The organism is Streptomyces brasiliensis (genome assembly GCF_014647875.1).
Taxonomy (GTDB): domain Bacteria; phylum Actinomycetota; class Actinomycetes; order Streptomycetales; family Streptomycetaceae; genus Streptomyces; species Streptomyces brasiliensis.
On record NZ_BMQA01000065.1, the window covers coordinates 1 to 14,548 of the forward strand.

At 68.6% G+C, this 14,548-nt stretch carries 16 protein-coding genes; 14 read left to right on the forward strand and 2 right to left on the reverse strand.

The annotated features are described in order from the left end of the window. Nucleotides 1–44: 44 nt before the first annotated feature. Together IEZ19_RS41650 and IEZ19_RS41655 are read right to left on the reverse strand one after the other, a co-directional pair. Entirely contained in the window at nucleotides 45–1,937 is a 1,893-nt protein-coding gene (locus IEZ19_RS41650; RefSeq protein ID WP_189316599.1) for a tyrosine-type recombinase/integrase, read from the reverse strand. Continuing rightward, nucleotides 1,934–3,091 carry a tyrosine-type recombinase/integrase gene (locus IEZ19_RS41655; protein ID WP_189316600.1) on the reverse strand — a complete coding sequence of 386 codons (1,158 nt, stop codon included), beginning with the start codon at nucleotides 3,089–3,091 and terminating at the stop codon, nucleotides 1,934–1,936. The genes IEZ19_RS41650 and IEZ19_RS41655 overlap by 4 nt, the downstream gene beginning before the upstream one ends. A gap of 270 nt (nucleotides 3,092–3,361) precedes the next feature. Between IEZ19_RS41655 and IEZ19_RS41660 the strand changes: the two genes are divergently transcribed. The 14 genes from IEZ19_RS41660 (at nucleotide 3,362) to IEZ19_RS41720 (ending at nucleotide 14,544) form a co-directional block, all read left to right on the forward strand. After that, nucleotides 3,362–3,820, forward strand: coding sequence for an MvdC/MvdD family ATP grasp protein (locus IEZ19_RS41660; RefSeq protein WP_373297133.1), 459 nt, complete (start codon nucleotides 3,362–3,364; stop codon nucleotides 3,818–3,820). After that, a complete protein-coding gene (gene tgmC / locus IEZ19_RS41665) occupies nucleotides 3,817–4,935 on the forward strand; it encodes an ATP-grasp peptide maturase system methyltransferase (protein WP_189316601.1) in 1,119 nt (372 codons plus the stop codon). The genes IEZ19_RS41660 and tgmC overlap by 4 nt, the downstream gene beginning before the upstream one ends. Nucleotides 4,936–5,017: 82 nt before the next feature. Further along, the gene (locus tag IEZ19_RS41670) at nucleotides 5,018–5,815 is read left to right on the forward strand and encodes a protein kinase family protein (protein WP_229841465.1); all 798 of its coding nucleotides are present in this window, start codon (nucleotides 5,018–5,020) and stop codon (nucleotides 5,813–5,815) included. Nucleotides 5,816–6,044: 229 nt separating this feature from the next. Then, complete coding sequence (locus IEZ19_RS41675) at nucleotides 6,045–6,698, forward strand: hypothetical protein (RefSeq protein ID WP_308429070.1); 654 nt, start codon at nucleotides 6,045–6,047, stop codon at nucleotides 6,696–6,698. Next, nucleotides 6,695–6,955, forward strand: a complete 261-nt coding sequence (locus IEZ19_RS53200) for a GNAT family N-acetyltransferase (protein ID WP_308429071.1) — start codon at nucleotides 6,695–6,697, stop codon at nucleotides 6,953–6,955. The genes IEZ19_RS41675 and IEZ19_RS53200 overlap by 4 nt, the downstream gene beginning before the upstream one ends. A 772-nt stretch (nucleotides 6,956–7,727) precedes the next feature. Then, nucleotides 7,728–8,153: a hypothetical protein gene (locus IEZ19_RS41680; protein WP_189316602.1), complete on the forward strand. Its 426-nt coding sequence runs from the start codon at nucleotides 7,728–7,730 to the stop codon at nucleotides 8,151–8,153. Beyond that, the gene (locus IEZ19_RS41685; RefSeq protein WP_229841462.1) at nucleotides 8,147–8,998 is read left to right on the forward strand and encodes an ATP/GTP-binding protein; all 852 of its coding nucleotides are present in this window, start codon (nucleotides 8,147–8,149) and stop codon (nucleotides 8,996–8,998) included. The genes IEZ19_RS41680 and IEZ19_RS41685 overlap by 7 nt, the downstream gene beginning before the upstream one ends. A gap of 21 nt (nucleotides 8,999–9,019) precedes the next feature. Continuing rightward, nucleotides 9,020–9,727 carry an SAF domain-containing protein gene (locus tag IEZ19_RS41690; RefSeq protein WP_189316603.1) on the forward strand — a complete coding sequence of 236 codons (708 nt, stop codon included), beginning with the start codon at nucleotides 9,020–9,022 and terminating at the stop codon, nucleotides 9,725–9,727. After that, nucleotides 9,727–10,554 carry a CpaE/TadZ family protein gene (locus IEZ19_RS41695; protein WP_189316604.1) on the forward strand — a complete coding sequence of 276 codons (828 nt, stop codon included), beginning with the start codon at nucleotides 9,727–9,729 and terminating at the stop codon, nucleotides 10,552–10,554. Before IEZ19_RS41690 ends, IEZ19_RS41695 begins: the two co-directional genes overlap by 1 nt. Next, complete coding sequence (locus IEZ19_RS41700) at nucleotides 10,544–12,031, forward strand: TadA family conjugal transfer-associated ATPase (protein ID WP_189316605.1); 1,488 nt, start codon at nucleotides 10,544–10,546, stop codon at nucleotides 12,029–12,031. The genes IEZ19_RS41695 and IEZ19_RS41700 overlap by 11 nt, the downstream gene beginning before the upstream one ends. Next, entirely contained in the window at nucleotides 12,028–12,978 is a 951-nt protein-coding gene (locus IEZ19_RS41705; protein ID WP_189316606.1) for a type II secretion system F family protein, read from the forward strand. Before IEZ19_RS41700 ends, IEZ19_RS41705 begins: the two co-directional genes overlap by 4 nt. Further along, the gene (locus IEZ19_RS41710) at nucleotides 12,975–13,859 is read left to right on the forward strand and encodes a type II secretion system F family protein (protein ID WP_189316607.1); all 885 of its coding nucleotides are present in this window, start codon (nucleotides 12,975–12,977) and stop codon (nucleotides 13,857–13,859) included. Before IEZ19_RS41705 ends, IEZ19_RS41710 begins: the two co-directional genes overlap by 4 nt. A 42-nt stretch (nucleotides 13,860–13,901) precedes the next feature. Beyond that, the gene (locus tag IEZ19_RS41715) at nucleotides 13,902–14,117 is read left to right on the forward strand and encodes a hypothetical protein (RefSeq protein ID WP_189316608.1); all 216 of its coding nucleotides are present in this window, start codon (nucleotides 13,902–13,904) and stop codon (nucleotides 14,115–14,117) included. A 1-nt stretch (nucleotide 14,118) separates the two neighbouring features. After that, nucleotides 14,119–14,544: a TadE/TadG family type IV pilus assembly protein gene (locus IEZ19_RS41720; protein ID WP_189316609.1), complete on the forward strand. Its 426-nt coding sequence runs from the start codon at nucleotides 14,119–14,121 to the stop codon at nucleotides 14,542–14,544. The last annotated feature ends 4 nt before the right edge of the window (nucleotides 14,545–14,548 follow it).

Genomic DNA, 14,548 nt, shown 5'->3' on the forward strand with positions numbered 1-14,548 from the left:
ACACACCGTGACACCATGTCAGTGCCCGAGATGAGGCGCACCGCTCAACTTCGAAGACCCATCAAATCGCGCAGCACGTCGGCGGGGACCCCTGCATCGGCGTGCCGCTGGGCGTAGGTGTGCCGGTAGGCGTAGGGGACGACGGCGGATCTGTCGAACTCGGTGCCGTCGGCCAGCAGCAGCGGCAGGCTGTTGACCCATTCGCGGTGCCGGCCGGTCAGTCCGCCGTCGCTGATCGCCTTCTTGCCGTGGGGGTTCTTCACCGCGGAGGGCAGCAGTTTCAGCTCGGCCAGCGGGGTGTTGGGGAAGCGTTCCCGGACCCGCTTCTTCTGCCCGGTGATCAGCTCGGCGGTCGCCCGCGGGATGGGCAGGCGACGGCCCATGCGCTGTTCCTTCCAGTTGTCGTAGACCAGCACGGGCTGGCTGTCGGTGTCCCAGGCCAGGCAGTCCCAGGCGAGTTCGCAGACCTCGTCCGGGCGTCGGCCGGTGTCGATCAGCACTTCGACGGCTACCCGCATCTCCCGCGAGGTGATCTCGTCGAGCCGGGGCAGAGCGTCACACAACTGCCGCATCACCTCCGGGGGCAGGTCACGGCCGGGCTCCTCCCGCTGGGGTGCGGGCGGCAGGTCCTGCTGGCGGACGGTGAAGTCCTCGGCCAGCCCGGCCAGCGGGTTTCCCGTCCGGGTCAGGCCCAGCGCCCGGCAGGTGTTCAGCATCTTGCGGACATTGCGGCAGTGGACCAGGCGGCCGTACGCGCTGAGCTTGCCGGTCTTCTCCAGATAGGCGAGCCGGCTGAGGAAGGCGACGATGTCCTGCCGTCCGACCGCGCCGATCTGGTGGCCGTGGTCCTGGCGGCGGGTGGCGTGCAGGCTCTCGGACAGCAGGACGAAAGAGTTGATGTGGCTCTGCACGATGCCCACCACCTGGTCGCCGCGTCGGCGGGGCAGGTCCTCGACCGCCCACCGCTTGGCGGCCTCCCGGAGCCAGTGCTGGCGGATCTTGGTGAAGTCCAGGCTCCCGCCGTAGCCGAACGCGGCGGTGTCCCAGAGGTCCTTGTGCCGCTCGGACTCCGGGTCCAGCAGGGCCTGGCGGGCGAAGGTGACCAGCTGGCTCCACAACGGCCGCAGGCCCGTGCCGGTGATCCCGGTCGCGTGACCGGCCGAGGTGACCTGCTCCTCACGCAGCCGGTCGCAGACCCGCCGCAGAGTGGTCACCGTGGTCTTGGCCCCGGACTCCGTTCTGCGCTGGAGGCCGTAGAGCACTTGGGCGACGACAAGCGGAGGCAGTCCGCGCAGGCTGACCATGCCGCCCTCCGCGACGGCCGGCGCGGTGCGGCGCCAGTGGTTCTCGTCGAAGTCCGCGCTCTTGCGCTGCATCCGCAGTGCCTGCATGCGATGCGCGCCGCAGTACGGGGTCCGCTCGGTGTCCTGCTCACGGACGCAGGCCACGACGCGGCACGGCCCCCAACTCGGCAGCGGCTGGGCGTCAGGGTGGCGCAGGAAGTTGTCCATCGACAGCTTCAGACGCTCCCGCCGCTGGTAGTCGTGCGCGCGGCACAGTGCGGCCCGGGCCGTCTTCGCCGGTCGGGCGCAGTCCGTGACCGCGCAGGACCGCGTCCCGACAGTGCGCCAGGTCCGGGCGTTCGCGAGGAACTCCTCCTCGCTCTGGCCGGATGCCTGTAGCCGGTTCGAGCACGCCCGGCAGATCCCCAGCGCGTACGCGTAGATCATCGTCGCGCATCCGGGAACGCGGCAGAGCCGGTAGCCCAGCAGCGGATGTTCGGCGGGCACCCTCAGCACCCCGGCCGACGGATCCCACCCGACCTCATCCAGGAAGCTCTCCTCCAACAAGCCTGTGAGGACTGCGAGTTCATGGTCCTCGCCAGCGGCCCCGACCTGGGGCGCGTGGGCGGCGCGCGCCGTCGCAACCGCGCTCACCGGCCCGTCTCCTCAGCCAGGCGGGGGCTGGGGACACGTTCGACGGCCGCGCGCAGACGCTCGGGATCAGGATGGAGATAGACCTGGCTGGCGCTCGGCGACCCGTGCCCCAGGACCTCCTGCACCTCATCGACGCTGCCACCCGCATCCACGATGTTGCTCCCGCAGGCGTGACGCAGCATGTGAGCAGTCACCTTCCCGGGCAGCCCCGCCCGCCGGGCCAGGGTCTTGACCAAGTCGCTCAGAGCGTCCGGAGGCATCGGTCCCCCGAGCGGCCCACGGAAGAGATTCACCAGTACGAAGTCGCTGGCCTCGGCCGCAGGGACCTCCGAGCGTTCCAGAACGTACTGGTCGTAAGCCTGTACCAGCAGAAAGTCCACCGGGACGGCCCGCTGACGACGCGACTTCGCCCAGGCGCCGTTGACATTCTCCCGACGCACCACGTGCAGGTGAGCGCCGGGGACCCGGCAGCCCAGCGACGAGGAATCGGGCAGGAAATGCATGTCTTCCCGCCGCAACCCGGCCGCCTCACCGCGACGCAGCCCGGCACGGGCCATCAGCAGCACGATCAACCGGTCCCGGCACGAGCGGCAAGCCCGCAACAGCGCGACGATCTCCTCATCACTCGCACGTTCCACCGGCCGCGTGGCCTCCACCAAACGGTGCCGGGCCCGCATCCGATACGACAACCCGTTCCACTCACCACGCGCCTCAACAGGAAGATCTCGATCGTCGGCCAGTTCGTAGAGCGTCGCCATCACCGTGGCCGGGGCTTCGCCCGCGGTGACGGCATGCGCCAGGAAACCCCGCACCCCGGCCAGAATGCCGTTGACCCGCCGCGCCCCACGCACCGGCGCACGCCCCGGACCAGCCAGCACCTCCCCAGCCCCCGGCTCCGCGTCCGCCCCGCTGACCACGGACGGCGCATGCCGCAGCCACGTGATGAACAGCCCGAAGTCGGCCGCAGCCGTACGCCAGTCCCGGCCCGTCCTCGCGCACCAGCGCAAGTACAGGGCCACCGATCCCGCGTACGACTTGGTCGTCAACTCCGCGTCGTCACGGCCCAGCCGCACATGCCTCAAGAAGGCATCCGCCGCTGGCACCACCGCCAACTCCTCGTCCAGCACCGTCCAGTACTTCACGCCGGACGGCATCACCACGGGAAACGCCCGCACCCTCATCTCCTTGCTCGGACCACTCCTGCACAGCAACAGCCACGAGCACCACACCCCCGGAGATCTGTTGCACGACGCTCAACGGGCACACCCACAGCAACGTCACGCAACAGCCATCAGACACCTGGAGAAGCCGAATTCAAGCCGTCCGGCCTCGCCGCTGCGGCGCGGGCCGGCCTCCAAATACCGCCCACGCTCATCACGTCGAACCCCAACGCCGCTAGGGCCTTCATCAAGCGGAACGGCCCCGTGATCTACAAACCTCTACACAACCCGGTGTATCGGATCGGCGACGTTTCCTCCGTCGTCAAGATCGCCGAAGTGGCCGCCGAAAACATCGACGACAGCGTGGCCGGCACCGCGCACCTGTTCCAGAAACTCGTGCCGAAGACAGCGGACATCCGCGTGACGGTCATCGGAACTCGCACATTCTGCGTCCGGATCGACTCCGACCTCCTGGACTGGAGGACCGACTACAGCCGCCTGAGCTACACCCCCGTGCCAGCGCCGCCCGAGACCGAACTGGCGCTCCACGAGTACATGGACCACTTCGGTCTCCTCTTCGGCGCTTTCGACTTCGCCGTGGACGCCGACGGGCGATGGTGGTTCCTGGAATGCAACCCCTCTGGTCAGTGGTACTGGCTGGAGCCCGAGACCGGTCTGCCGATGTGCGCAGCCCTGGCCAACCTATTGGAAAGGAAGCCGTGAGCGACCACGAACAGCTCCTCCGGCAGCTCATCGAACGCATGACGGCCAGCGGATCCCTGCGCACGGAACCATGGAAAGACGCCGCCACAGCAGTGCCCAGGCACGAGTTCCTGCGCAACGGGTTCTTCCGCGCGGTGCCCGGCTCGGCGCCTACCGCCTGGACCCCGGTCCTGGAGGACGGGGATGGCTGGCTTACGGCCTGCTACGCCGACGAGTCCCTGGTGACTCAGATCGCGGGCACGATCAAGCCGACAGACATCCGCGGCGAGATCATGCGCGAGCCGACCAGTTCAAGCACGCTCCCCTCGCTCGTGCTACGCATGCTCGAGGACCTCGAAGTGGGGCCGGATATGAAGGTGCTGGAGATCGGCACCGGCACCGGCTACTCGACCGCGGTGCTCTGCGCGCGCCTGGGTAGCGACCGCGTCACCTCGATCGAGTACGACGAGGAGGTGGCCCTGCGGGCTCGGGAAGCTCTCAACCGGCTCGGTACGTTCCCCGACCTCCTGACAGGAGACGGCCTCCTCGGCGATGACGAGCGCGCACCGTACGACCGGATCATCGCCACGTGCGCCGTACGCACGGTGCCCGCAGCCTGGCTCGAACAGACCCGGCCCGGCGGCCAGATCCTGACAACTATCGGCGGCTGGCTCAGCGCATCCGAGCTGGTTCGCCTGACGGTCCACGAAGACGGCACGGCATCCGGGCCGGTACTGGGCGGACAGGTCAGCTTCATGCTCGCCCGTCCCCAGCTCGCACCCCAGCTCGGCCTACTTCCGGACCTCAGCGCGGGCAAGGAGCGCGAGGCTGTCATCGGCGCCGACGTCCTGGCCGACTGGACGACCCGCTTCGTCGCACAGTTCGCCGTGCCGACAGCGCAGCACCTGAAACTACGACAACGCCAGCACGACGAGGACGTCTTGGTCGACGTCGAAACCGGCTCGTGGGCCGCGCTCCATGAAGAGGACGATCGCTGGATCGTCCGGCAGGGCGGTCCCGAACTCCTCTGGGACGCCGTCGAGGACCACCTCGGCCGATGGCACGTTGCCGGGACACCGGCAGTGGATGAGGCTACGGTTCGCGTCACCGCCGAGGGCCAGAGCATCCACTGGTGAGCCCCACAGCCGGCCTCGTTCGTCTGTCCGCACCCCGCGGCACCACACCACATCCCTCTTCACCTGGAGCCCACCCTTGGCAATGCACCGCCTGGCCGAACTGCCCGCTGATGTGCTGAAGATGCTCGAGGACGTCGTTGGGCCAGTGCTCGACGTTGAGATGGTGTCGGCCGGCTACAACAGTGAGATCGCCGCTCGCCTGTATCTCGGCAACGGCGGATCAGTGTTCGTCAAGGGGCTGCAGCAAGACCACCCGAGGGTGTGGACGCAGCAGCGTGAGGCCGACATCAACCCATTCACGCGCGGCCTCGCTCCTACGCTGTGCTGGCAGCTCCGAAGGGGAGGGTGGGACCTACTGGCATTCGAAGACCTCGGTGGACGGCACGCCGACTACTCGCCCGGCTCCCCTGATCTGGAACTCGTCCTCCAGGCCATGTGGAGTCTCGCTGCTGCCACGCCGCCCCCCAACGTCGAGCTGAAGACGATGCCGCAGCGCATGAGTTCCTACGTCACGGACTCGGCAGACCTGCGGTTCTTCGAGGGCCGCACCCTGCTGCACACCGACTGGAAACCCGACAACGTCCTCATCGTGAACGGCCAGGCGCGGCTCGTCGACTGGGCGTGGGCCTCCAGCGGAGCAGCCTGGATTGACCCCGCGCTGTGGGTGATCTGGCTCATCGCCTCCGGCCACAGCGCTGCTGAGGCGGAGAGCGTGGCCGCACTGCATCCCTCATGGGACCTCACACCGGCGCACCACATCGACGCGTTCGCGCGCGCCCAACAACGGCTCTGGGAGTCGATCGCACGCGCTGACCAGCCCGACGAGTGGACGAACCAGGTGCACGCCGCGACGCGGACCTGGGTGGAGCGCCGAATGTAACTGTGTCGGCCCCTGGTTGATCTGACCGCCGCGACGACGCGCCCCGCCGGTCACCGAGATCACCTCCATCGCCGACCTGGACGGGATCATGGACAGCGCGAAGTGCTCGTGCAGCGCGGGCAACGACAACCCCCACTGACCTGCTCCGCTTCTGTCCCATCGTGAACGCGCAGGCCTCGGCCACAACGCGCCAGGCCCGGTGCGTGTGCGACATGAGTAGCGTGCCGCCATGCGCTTTCACTGGGGCTGGATCGGGCGCGTGATGCCCGTCCCGTACGTGCCGACACTCGGTCCCGTCCATCCCGATGACCCGATCCCTGACCTCTTCGAGGCCGTCGTCGAGACTGCCGGAACCGGCTGTTTCCTCCCGTACGACAAGGACCGCCGCTGGTCCGACACGAAGACCGAACGCGTCCTGGTCGACGCCATCGAGCACGACCAGCGCCAGACCCTCGTTCCCACGCTCGTCGAGCGCGGCACAGGCGCGGTCAAGGTCCACGTGTACGGGAGCGCCCCCGACAGCCTGTCCACCGGCGCCGACCTGGCCCGCAAGCTCGCCGCCGCCCACGGTGCCGCGAAGGCCCGGGTGGTCTGGTTCCTCGGTCCCGACCAGCCCGAGGCGTATTCCCGAGGCGTGGGTACCCGCGTCCAGCTCAAGGACTTCGCCGACGGCCCTGGATTGGCTCCGGCCGTGCCGGTGTCCAGGAGTACAAGGAACTCCCCGAAGACGTTCGCGCTGATTTCGCCGCCCTCGCAGACCAGATGGCCGCGCACGGCTTCGCGTTCCTCTACGAGCAGATGCAAGCAGGAGCCGTCGGCCCCGTTCTCACCGTGCAGCATGCTGGCCGCTTGGCCGGAGCCATCGGCCCCATGGAGACCATGACGGACGCCAGCGGCGCTGCCCGGTTGCTGCCTCAGTACTTCGGCGTGCTGCCGCGGTACCGGGGACACGACTACGGCCGGACTCTGTGGCGTGCGGCGATGCACTGGGGGCACCAGCACGGCGCCGCGTACCAACTCCTCCGGACCGAGGTGGGTGGCGCGTCCGACCGTCTGTGCGCCGCCGAGGGATTGACGTCGCTCGGATTCGTCAACCAGACGATGTGTGACGTTGCGGTGAACCCCACTCTTCTCTTCTGACCGCGCGTATGAGCCACCACCCCGAACACCCTGGACCGCCGTCGATGCGGAAGCCGACGTACTCGTCGAGACGCCGAAGCCCTGCCGGTCTGCGGTGACAACAACCCGTACAACGGAGCCACCGAAGCAGTCTGGGCACCACTCACCCGCGGCGAACTCCGGCCATGGATCGCTTCTATGACCCGCGACACACGCGTCGGTGGGCGCCATGCAGAGGCACTGCGATCCACCAAGCCGGACAAGTGCAGGGCGAGACAGGCCGATACATCCACGCGGCCAAAACAAGCCGAATCCAATACGGCGGCTCCGACCGGCAACGGGCTTCAACGACCCCGCCAGCGCAGGCCGTTTACATGTGTGATGAGTGAAGAACAAGCCAAGATGTCAGATTCAGCGTCCGAAAACGACCACACCTGCCTCATCTTGTTCATCTGAACTCCTGAATCACACTGACAAACCCTGTGGAATCTGCGTAGCCTTACCGCTACGTACAAGCATCACCGCAGCTAAACCGGACGCTGAACCGGATTTCTGTGCAGTGGGAGTCACGGCAGCGGCATCGGGCCGCGTCATACGGGGAGACAACGTGACACGCGTACCACGACACCTGACCAGGACCACCGCCATTCGCAGCCGCACGTATGCAAGTTCCCTACTGGTTGTGTGCGCGCTTGTAGTCGTCACCAGCTGCAGCGACAACCCGTCGAAGAGCAATGTCGCGCAGAAGGAGTCTTCGACCTCGGCGCCACCATCAATACCGACCACGTCTTCGGTGGCCTCGAGCGCAGATCCAGGAGCTCCGCTCGAGGCCGCGTACCGGAAGTACTGGGATGAGAAGGTCAAGGCATACGGGAAAGCCAGCATTGAGGGCACGGACCTGAAGAAGTACGCCGTTGCTGAGGCATACACCCAGGCGGAGACTGAAGTGAAGGCACTCAAAGCCAAGGGCCTGGTCGCGACTGGCAAGCCGGTTCTGGCGCCTACAGTCACCTCCGTCGATACCGCGCGGAAAACACCGCAAGGCTCATTGACCGACTGCACCGACATCTCGCGCTGGGAGCTCGTCAAGCAGTCCAGCGGGCAGGCAGTCACCCTCCCTAAAGGTCGGCTGACGAAGTACGTCACCAAGGTCGCAGCCGAGAAGTGGTACGGCCACTGGGTGATCGTCAAAGTCACTCCGGAGGACCAGGCATGCTGACTCGTCATGCCATCGCGACGGCGATAGCTTGCGCGTTAGTCGTCGCAGGCACGACCTCCGCGTACGCCGGTGAAGACCCCGACATCAGCAAGGGCAACTGTGACCTGATGTCGTTCTGCGTGGGTGTGGGCGACAAAGACCGAACCGGTGGACGGCGCGGGCAGCACCTCGGTTCCGAGCACAACGCCTTCACCGGCAACAGCAAGCCGTCTGATTGCAGCGTCCGCGCCATGGACCCGCAGCCGCCCCCCGGCAGCAAGTACCACCGCGAAGGCAAGACCGTCTACGAGCGGGTGTGCTCCGTCGAGGGGCAGGACGGTCTCGTCGATATCACCTTCGTCGGCACTGATCCAGGCCAGAACGCTCCGGCGATGGATCCGCAGGTTGTTGCGCATCAGGCTGTCGACAAGATGCTGCTGGCAGGTCCAGACATCGCCAGCCCGCGGGCAGATGGCAAGTACACGGTCGGCGTGCCGATGTGGATGTGGGTCAACCAGAGCGCCACGACCTACGGCCCGAACACCGCGTCGGCCTCTGCGGGCGGGATCACCGTCACCGCGACCGCGAAGGTGTCGAAGATCGTGTGGCAGATGGGTGACGGCTCATCCGTGACTTGCAATGGGCCGGGCACGCCCTACCAGGCATCTGAGGGCATGGCTCAGTCACCGACCTGCGGACACGTGTACTCCAAGACCTCAGCAGGCGCCAAGAGCGGCAAGTACCAGGTCACCGCGACCTCGACGTGGACGATCGACTGGCAGGGCGGCGGAGCGGCGGGCCAGCTCACCGAGATCCGGCAGACCAACGTGCAGGTGGCGATCGGCGAGCTGCAGGTCGTCAGGTAACGCCGCCGGAAGGACAGGACGTTGAGCAAGACCCAAGAACGTGTAGACGCAGTGAGCCCGAACAAGGTCCCCCAGCAGGGACACGTCGCCGGGCCGGTCGCTCCTCCTCGGGTGTCGGCGCGCCGTCGCAGGCCGGGTGTGATTGCCCTGTCGCTGGCGCTGATCGCCGCCGGAGGGGCGGGTGTTGCGGTCCTGCTGCTGCAGGTCGGTCACCGCACCGAGGTGGTGACCGTGGTCCGCGACGTCCAGGTCGGGCAGGTCGTCACCCGGGACGACCTCGGCAGGGCCTCCGTCGCCCTGGACCCGGCCGTCAAGGCGGTGCGCGGCAACGACCTGGAGTCGGTGGTGGGCAAGCGGGCCGCTGTCGAGCTCAAGCCCGGCAGCCTGCTCGCCCCGTCCCAGGTGACGAAGGACAACCTGGTGAAGGCCGGTGAGCAGCTGGTGCCGATCGGGCTCAAGCCGGAGCAGGTGCCGGCCACTGCGCTGGTGCCGGGTCAGAAGGTGCAGCTGGTCCACGTCCCAGCCCAGGGACAGGAGGGCACCAGCAACACGTCCGAGACCACGCCGCAGACCATCGCCGGCCGGGTCGTGAAGGCCTCCGGTGCCGCTCCCGGCACCGGGATCGTGGTCGTCGACGTCGCCGCGAGCGCGGCGGAAGGTCCGACCGCCGCCGCGTGGGTGTCGGCTGGCACGCTGCGCCTGGTCCTGGCTGCTCCGGACGGTGGCTGATGGCTGTGATCGCGCTGGCAGGCTGCAGCGGCGCGCCCGGGGTGACCACGAGCGCGCTCGCCCTGCTGCTGTCGTGGCCGCTGGAGGCGGGCCGGCGGATGATCCTGGCCGAGTGCGACCCGGACGGCGGCGCGGTGCTGCATGGTCTGCTGCAGGGCACGCTCGGTGACCGGTACGGGCTGCGCAACCTGTCCGTCGCGGCCCGCAAGGGCGAGTTCAGTGATGCGTTCTGGCGGCAGCTGATCGACCTGAGCGGTGAGGACGGCGGGAAGGAGTCACCGCGTGACCGGTTGCTGCTGCCCGGCGTCACCGATCCCGCGCAGTCGGCGAGCCTGGGCTCAGTGTGGAAGATCCTGGCGCAGATGTTCCACGGTATCGAGGCCGAGAGCGACCACGACGTCCTGATCGACCTCGGCCGAAGCGGGGCGTACGGGCCTTCCGGGGTCCTGGCCGAGCAGGCCGACGCTGTGTTCGTGGTGGTCCGCAACACTCTGCGCTGCCTGCAGGCGGCAGAGGGGCGGGTGCGGGCGCTGGAGGAGCGGGTCGGTGACGTCAGTGTGCTGGTGATCAACGAGGGGCCGTATCCCGCGGGTGAGGTGCAGCGCGTTTTGCAGGTGCCGGTGGTGGCCACCTTGCCGTACGCGCCGAAGGACGCCCGCGTGCTGTCCGACGGGATGGAGCAGCCGCGTCACTTCACCAAGTCGCCGCTGATGAAGGCCGCCCGCACGAGCAGCACGCTGCTCGTGCAGCGGGCGGCCCTGCGCCGGGCCCGCCTCGATCCTCGCGTCGTGCACGCCACGGGCGGGGAGGTGACCGGTGCGCGCTAGGCCCCTGCACCATGACCCCACGGTCGCACCGCTGCCCCGGACGCGGGTGCACCAGACGAACGGCACACCTGCACCTTCCGGTGCTGCCTCGAGTCCACGCGTGCTCGGCGCCGCAGCTGCCCAGGTCTGCGTCGATTACCGGGTGGCCCGGGACATTGCGTCCCAGGTCGCCAAGCAGCGCGAGGAGCTGCTGAAGGCGACGCCCGGCATGGACCGGGCCAGTGAAGAGCAGCGTTGCCTGGACTGGATCAACGAGGCGGTCGCGCTGTGGTCGGACGCCCGGGCGATGACCCCGCAGGAGGACGAGGTGCTGCGGCGCGCCGTGTACGACCTGCTCTTCAGGGCCGGCCGGTTGCAGCCGTATCTGGACGACGAGCGGGTCGAGGACATCATCATCCAGGGCCCTCACGAGGTGTGGCTCGACTACGGCGACGGTGAACGCCGGCGGGTCGGGCCGATCGCGGAGTCCGAGGAGGAATTGCTGGAGCTGCTGCGGGAGTTGGCGCGAGGATCCGGGCACAGCGAGCGCACCATCTCCACGGCGAACCCCACCCTCGCCCTGTCCCTGCAGGACGGCTCCCGCCTTCAGGCGATCACCGGGCTCGGGCCGATGACGTATGCGGTCATCCGCCGGCACCGGGTCTCCCACGCCGATCTCGACGACCTGGTGCGGCTGGACACCATCGACCCGATCCTGCGGGAGTTCCTCGGCGCGTGCGTGCGCGCGGAGAAAAACGTCATGATCGCGGGCAAGCAGAAGGCCGGGAAGACGACCCTGTTGCGGGCGATGCTCAAGGAGTTCGACCCGGAGTGCCGGTTCGCCACCATCCAGACCGAGGACGAGCTGTTCTGCCACACAGGCGGCTATCACCGGCAGGTCGTGTCCCTGGTGGGCCGCGAGTCCAACGGGGAGAAGGACGCAACGGGGCGCGGCGCCGGTGAGGTCACGCTGCTGGATTTGATGCATCCCGCTTTGCGGATGTCGCTGGAGCGGATTGTGGTCGGCGAGGTCCGCGGCCCCGAAGTCGTCGCCATGATGCAGGCGCTGACCAACGGCTCCGGCGGCAACCTGTGCACCATCCATGCCCGCCGTCCGGACATCATCTTCGACCGGATCGCCGAGTTGTATGCGCTCGCCCAGGGGAACCTGTCCGAGCAGCTGGCTTACCGGCAGACCGCCAACGGTCTGGACTTCATCGTGTACGTCGACATGACGGACGAGACGCAGATCGGCGGCCGCCGTCACCGCTACGTCTCTCACGTCCTGGAACTGACCGGGATCGGCGAGTCCGGCCGCCCGGCCACGAACGAGATCTTCTCCCCCGGCACCGAGTTCGGTGAGCTGCGGGCCGTGCCGCGGATGGACCCGGCGTGTGTCGACGACCTGCACCGCGTCGGCTTCGACTCTGCGCTGCTGCAGCAGCCCTACGGGGCCTGGCAGGCGCCGCTGCCGCTGAAGGTGGGGGTGCGCCGATGATCCTGGTGTGGGGGCTGGTGTGCGGCATGGCCGTCATCGGCGGGCTGATCGGCGTCGTCGCGGGTGCCGTGGGGACGCCGGCGCCGCGCCGGGCCCCGCTGCGGCAGCGCTGGCAGGCCCTGCGCGCCGGGAAGGAGCCAAGCGAGGATGTCCGGCTGCGGCGGCGCACCCTGGCAGTCCTGGCGGTCATGGTTTTTGTGTCTGTGTGGCTGGTCTCGGGGAACTTCGTGGGCGGGACGCTGCTCGGCGCTGCTGTCGTCGGCGTGCCCTGGCTGATCACCCCCGGGCAGATCGCCAAGGAGCGCATCGGCCAGCTCGAGGGCTTAAGCGAGTGGACCCAGCGACTGGCCGGTCTGCTGCGGCTGGGCATGGGCCTGGAGCAGGCGATGATCACCAGCCGTCAGGGGGCGCCGCAGGAGCTTGCCCCGCAGATCGCGGGCCTCGCGGACCGGCTGAGGTTGGGCTGGCGCCCGGAGCAAGCGCTCCGCGCGTTCGCCGAGGAGCTGGACGATGTCACCGCGGACAAGGTGGCCGCCGCGCTTGTCCTGTCGGCGGGTGACCGCGGCCCGGGGCTCGCGCAGGCGTTGGAGGATCTGGCGGGCACGGTCCGCGACGAGGTCGCCCGCAAGCGCTCGATTGAGGCGGACCGGGCGAAGCCGCGGACCACCGTGCGGTGGATGACCCTCATCACGGTGGGCGTGGTGGTGGCCGGGTTCTTCGTGCCCTCGTACACGAAGCCGTATTCCACCCTGCTCGGCCAGCTCGTGCTGGCCTTCCTGACGGCCGGGTTCATCGGTGTGCTCGCGCTCATGCGGCAGCTGGGTGTTTTCCGCCGCATCCCGCGTTTCCTGATCACCGACCCGTCCAGCACCGTCCGGCGGCCCGATCCCGCCCCAGGGCCGGACATGCCGGTCACCGGCCGCCAGCAGCAAGGAGCCGTCTCGTGAACGTGCTTCCCGTCGTGGTGACCGGCGGTACGGTCGGTGCCGGCGTCGCGTTGCTGGTGCGGGAACTCCTGCGCCCGCAGCCCGCGTTGGGACCGGCCCTCGCCCGCAGCGCCCCGCCCGCTCTGAGCATGCCCGAGCCGGAATGGGACCGCGAGGAGGTCTGGGGCCGGTGGCTGCTGGCCCGCCTCGAGCGCCTGCCCGGCGTCCGGATCCCCACCACCAACCTGGCCCTGCTCGGGCAGGGACCGGGCCAGTTCATGCTGAAGAAGACCGCGCTCGCCGTGCTGGGTCTGCTCTGCCCGGTCATCGCGACGATCCCGTGGATCATCGCGGGCGTCTCCCTGCCCATCTACGTTCCCGCCGGCGTGGGACTCCTCATCGCCCTGCTGCTGTTCATCACCCCGGATCTCGCAGTACGGGACCAGGCCAAGCGGGCGCGGGAGGAGTTTGCGCACGCCCTGTCCGCCTATTTGGACCTGGTCGCCCTCAAGCGGGCCGCCGACGCCGGCCCCGCCGAGGCCTTGGAGAAGGCCGCCGCAGTCGGCAACGGCTGGCCCTTCCTCTACCTGCAGGGCGCGCTGCGCCGGGCCCGCCTGGAGAAGATCCCGCCCTACGACGCGCTGATGCAACTCGCCCACGAGTACGACCTGCCCGTCCTGGGCGACGTCGCCGACATCATGCGCGGCTCCGCCACCGACGGCGCCGCCGTCTACAAAGCACTGCGCGCCCGCACCGCCGCACTCAACGCCGAACTGCTCGCCGACCAGGCCGCCGAGGCGAACGCCGCCAGCGAGAAGATGACCGCGCCCGGAGCCCTCCTCGCGGTGCTGGTCATGCTGCTGATGGCATTCCCCGCGGTGATCCGCATGCTGACCGTCTGAGACCACTGCGACCCGTTCAACGCCCCAGAGAGGCAAGGGAACATGAAACACACTGCAGCCCGCACCCGCCGCGCTGTGACCCGGCTGACCACGCGCCTGCAGGAGGGACTGGAGGAGGCCAGCCGCCGGCCGGACCGCGGCGACATCAGCACCACCACCGTCATCATCTGGGTGGCCGCCGTCACCGGCGCCGTCCTGATCGCCGGAACCATCGCCATCGTGATCGCCAAGTACAGCGGCCAGCTCTCCGGCCTGTGACATGCAGGCTCCGCAGCGGCTGAAGAACTGGTGGCACGGGCGACGATGGCGCGACGACCACGGTGACACGTCCATCCAGATGGCAATCATCTTCCCGTTCATGCTGCTCGCCACGGTGGCCGTCATCCAGGCCTCAATGTGGTACTACGCCCGGCAGATCGCCCTGACCGCCGCCCGAGAAGGCGCCACCACAGCCCGCGCCTACCAGTCCAGCCCCGCCGCCGGCGCGGCCCAGGCACGCAACGTACTGGAGCGCACCGCGGGAGACAGCCTCCACGACTACCGCGTCACCGCCAGCAGCAACGGACAACGGGTCCGCATCCAGGTCAGCGGCGTTGCCCTGTCGATGATCCCCGGCGTGCCGGGACTTCACGTCATCCAGTCGGCCTCCGGCGCGGTGGAACGCTTCACCGTCCCGGGAGAGTGAACCA

Excerpts from the sequence above, each read along its gene's own strand:
- IEZ19_RS41720 (WP_189316609.1), top strand. The coding sequence starts at position 14,119 with ATGCAGGCTCCGCAGCGGCTGAAGAACTGGTGGCACGGGCGACGATGG.
- IEZ19_RS53200 (WP_308429071.1), top strand. The coding sequence starts at position 6,695 with ATGACGGACGCCAGCGGCGCTGCCCGGTTGCTGCCTCAGTACTTCGGC.
- IEZ19_RS41675 (WP_308429070.1), top strand. The coding sequence starts at position 6,045 with ATGCGCTTTCACTGGGGCTGGATCGGGCGCGTGATGCCCGTCCCGTAC.
- IEZ19_RS41695 (WP_189316604.1), top strand. The coding sequence starts at position 9,727 with ATGGCTGTGATCGCGCTGGCAGGCTGCAGCGGCGCGCCCGGGGTGACC.
- IEZ19_RS41685 (WP_229841462.1), top strand. The coding sequence starts at position 8,147 with ATGCTGACTCGTCATGCCATCGCGACGGCGATAGCTTGCGCGTTAGTC.
- IEZ19_RS41715 (WP_189316608.1), top strand. The coding sequence starts at position 13,902 with ATGAAACACACTGCAGCCCGCACCCGCCGCGCTGTGACCCGGCTGACC.
- IEZ19_RS41705 (WP_189316606.1), top strand. The coding sequence starts at position 12,028 with ATGATCCTGGTGTGGGGGCTGGTGTGCGGCATGGCCGTCATCGGCGGG.
- IEZ19_RS41655 (WP_189316600.1), bottom strand. The coding sequence starts at position 3,091 with ATGCCGTCCGGCGTGAAGTACTGGACGGTGCTGGACGAGGAGTTGGCG.
- IEZ19_RS41670 (WP_229841465.1), top strand. The coding sequence starts at position 5,018 with ATGCACCGCCTGGCCGAACTGCCCGCTGATGTGCTGAAGATGCTCGAG.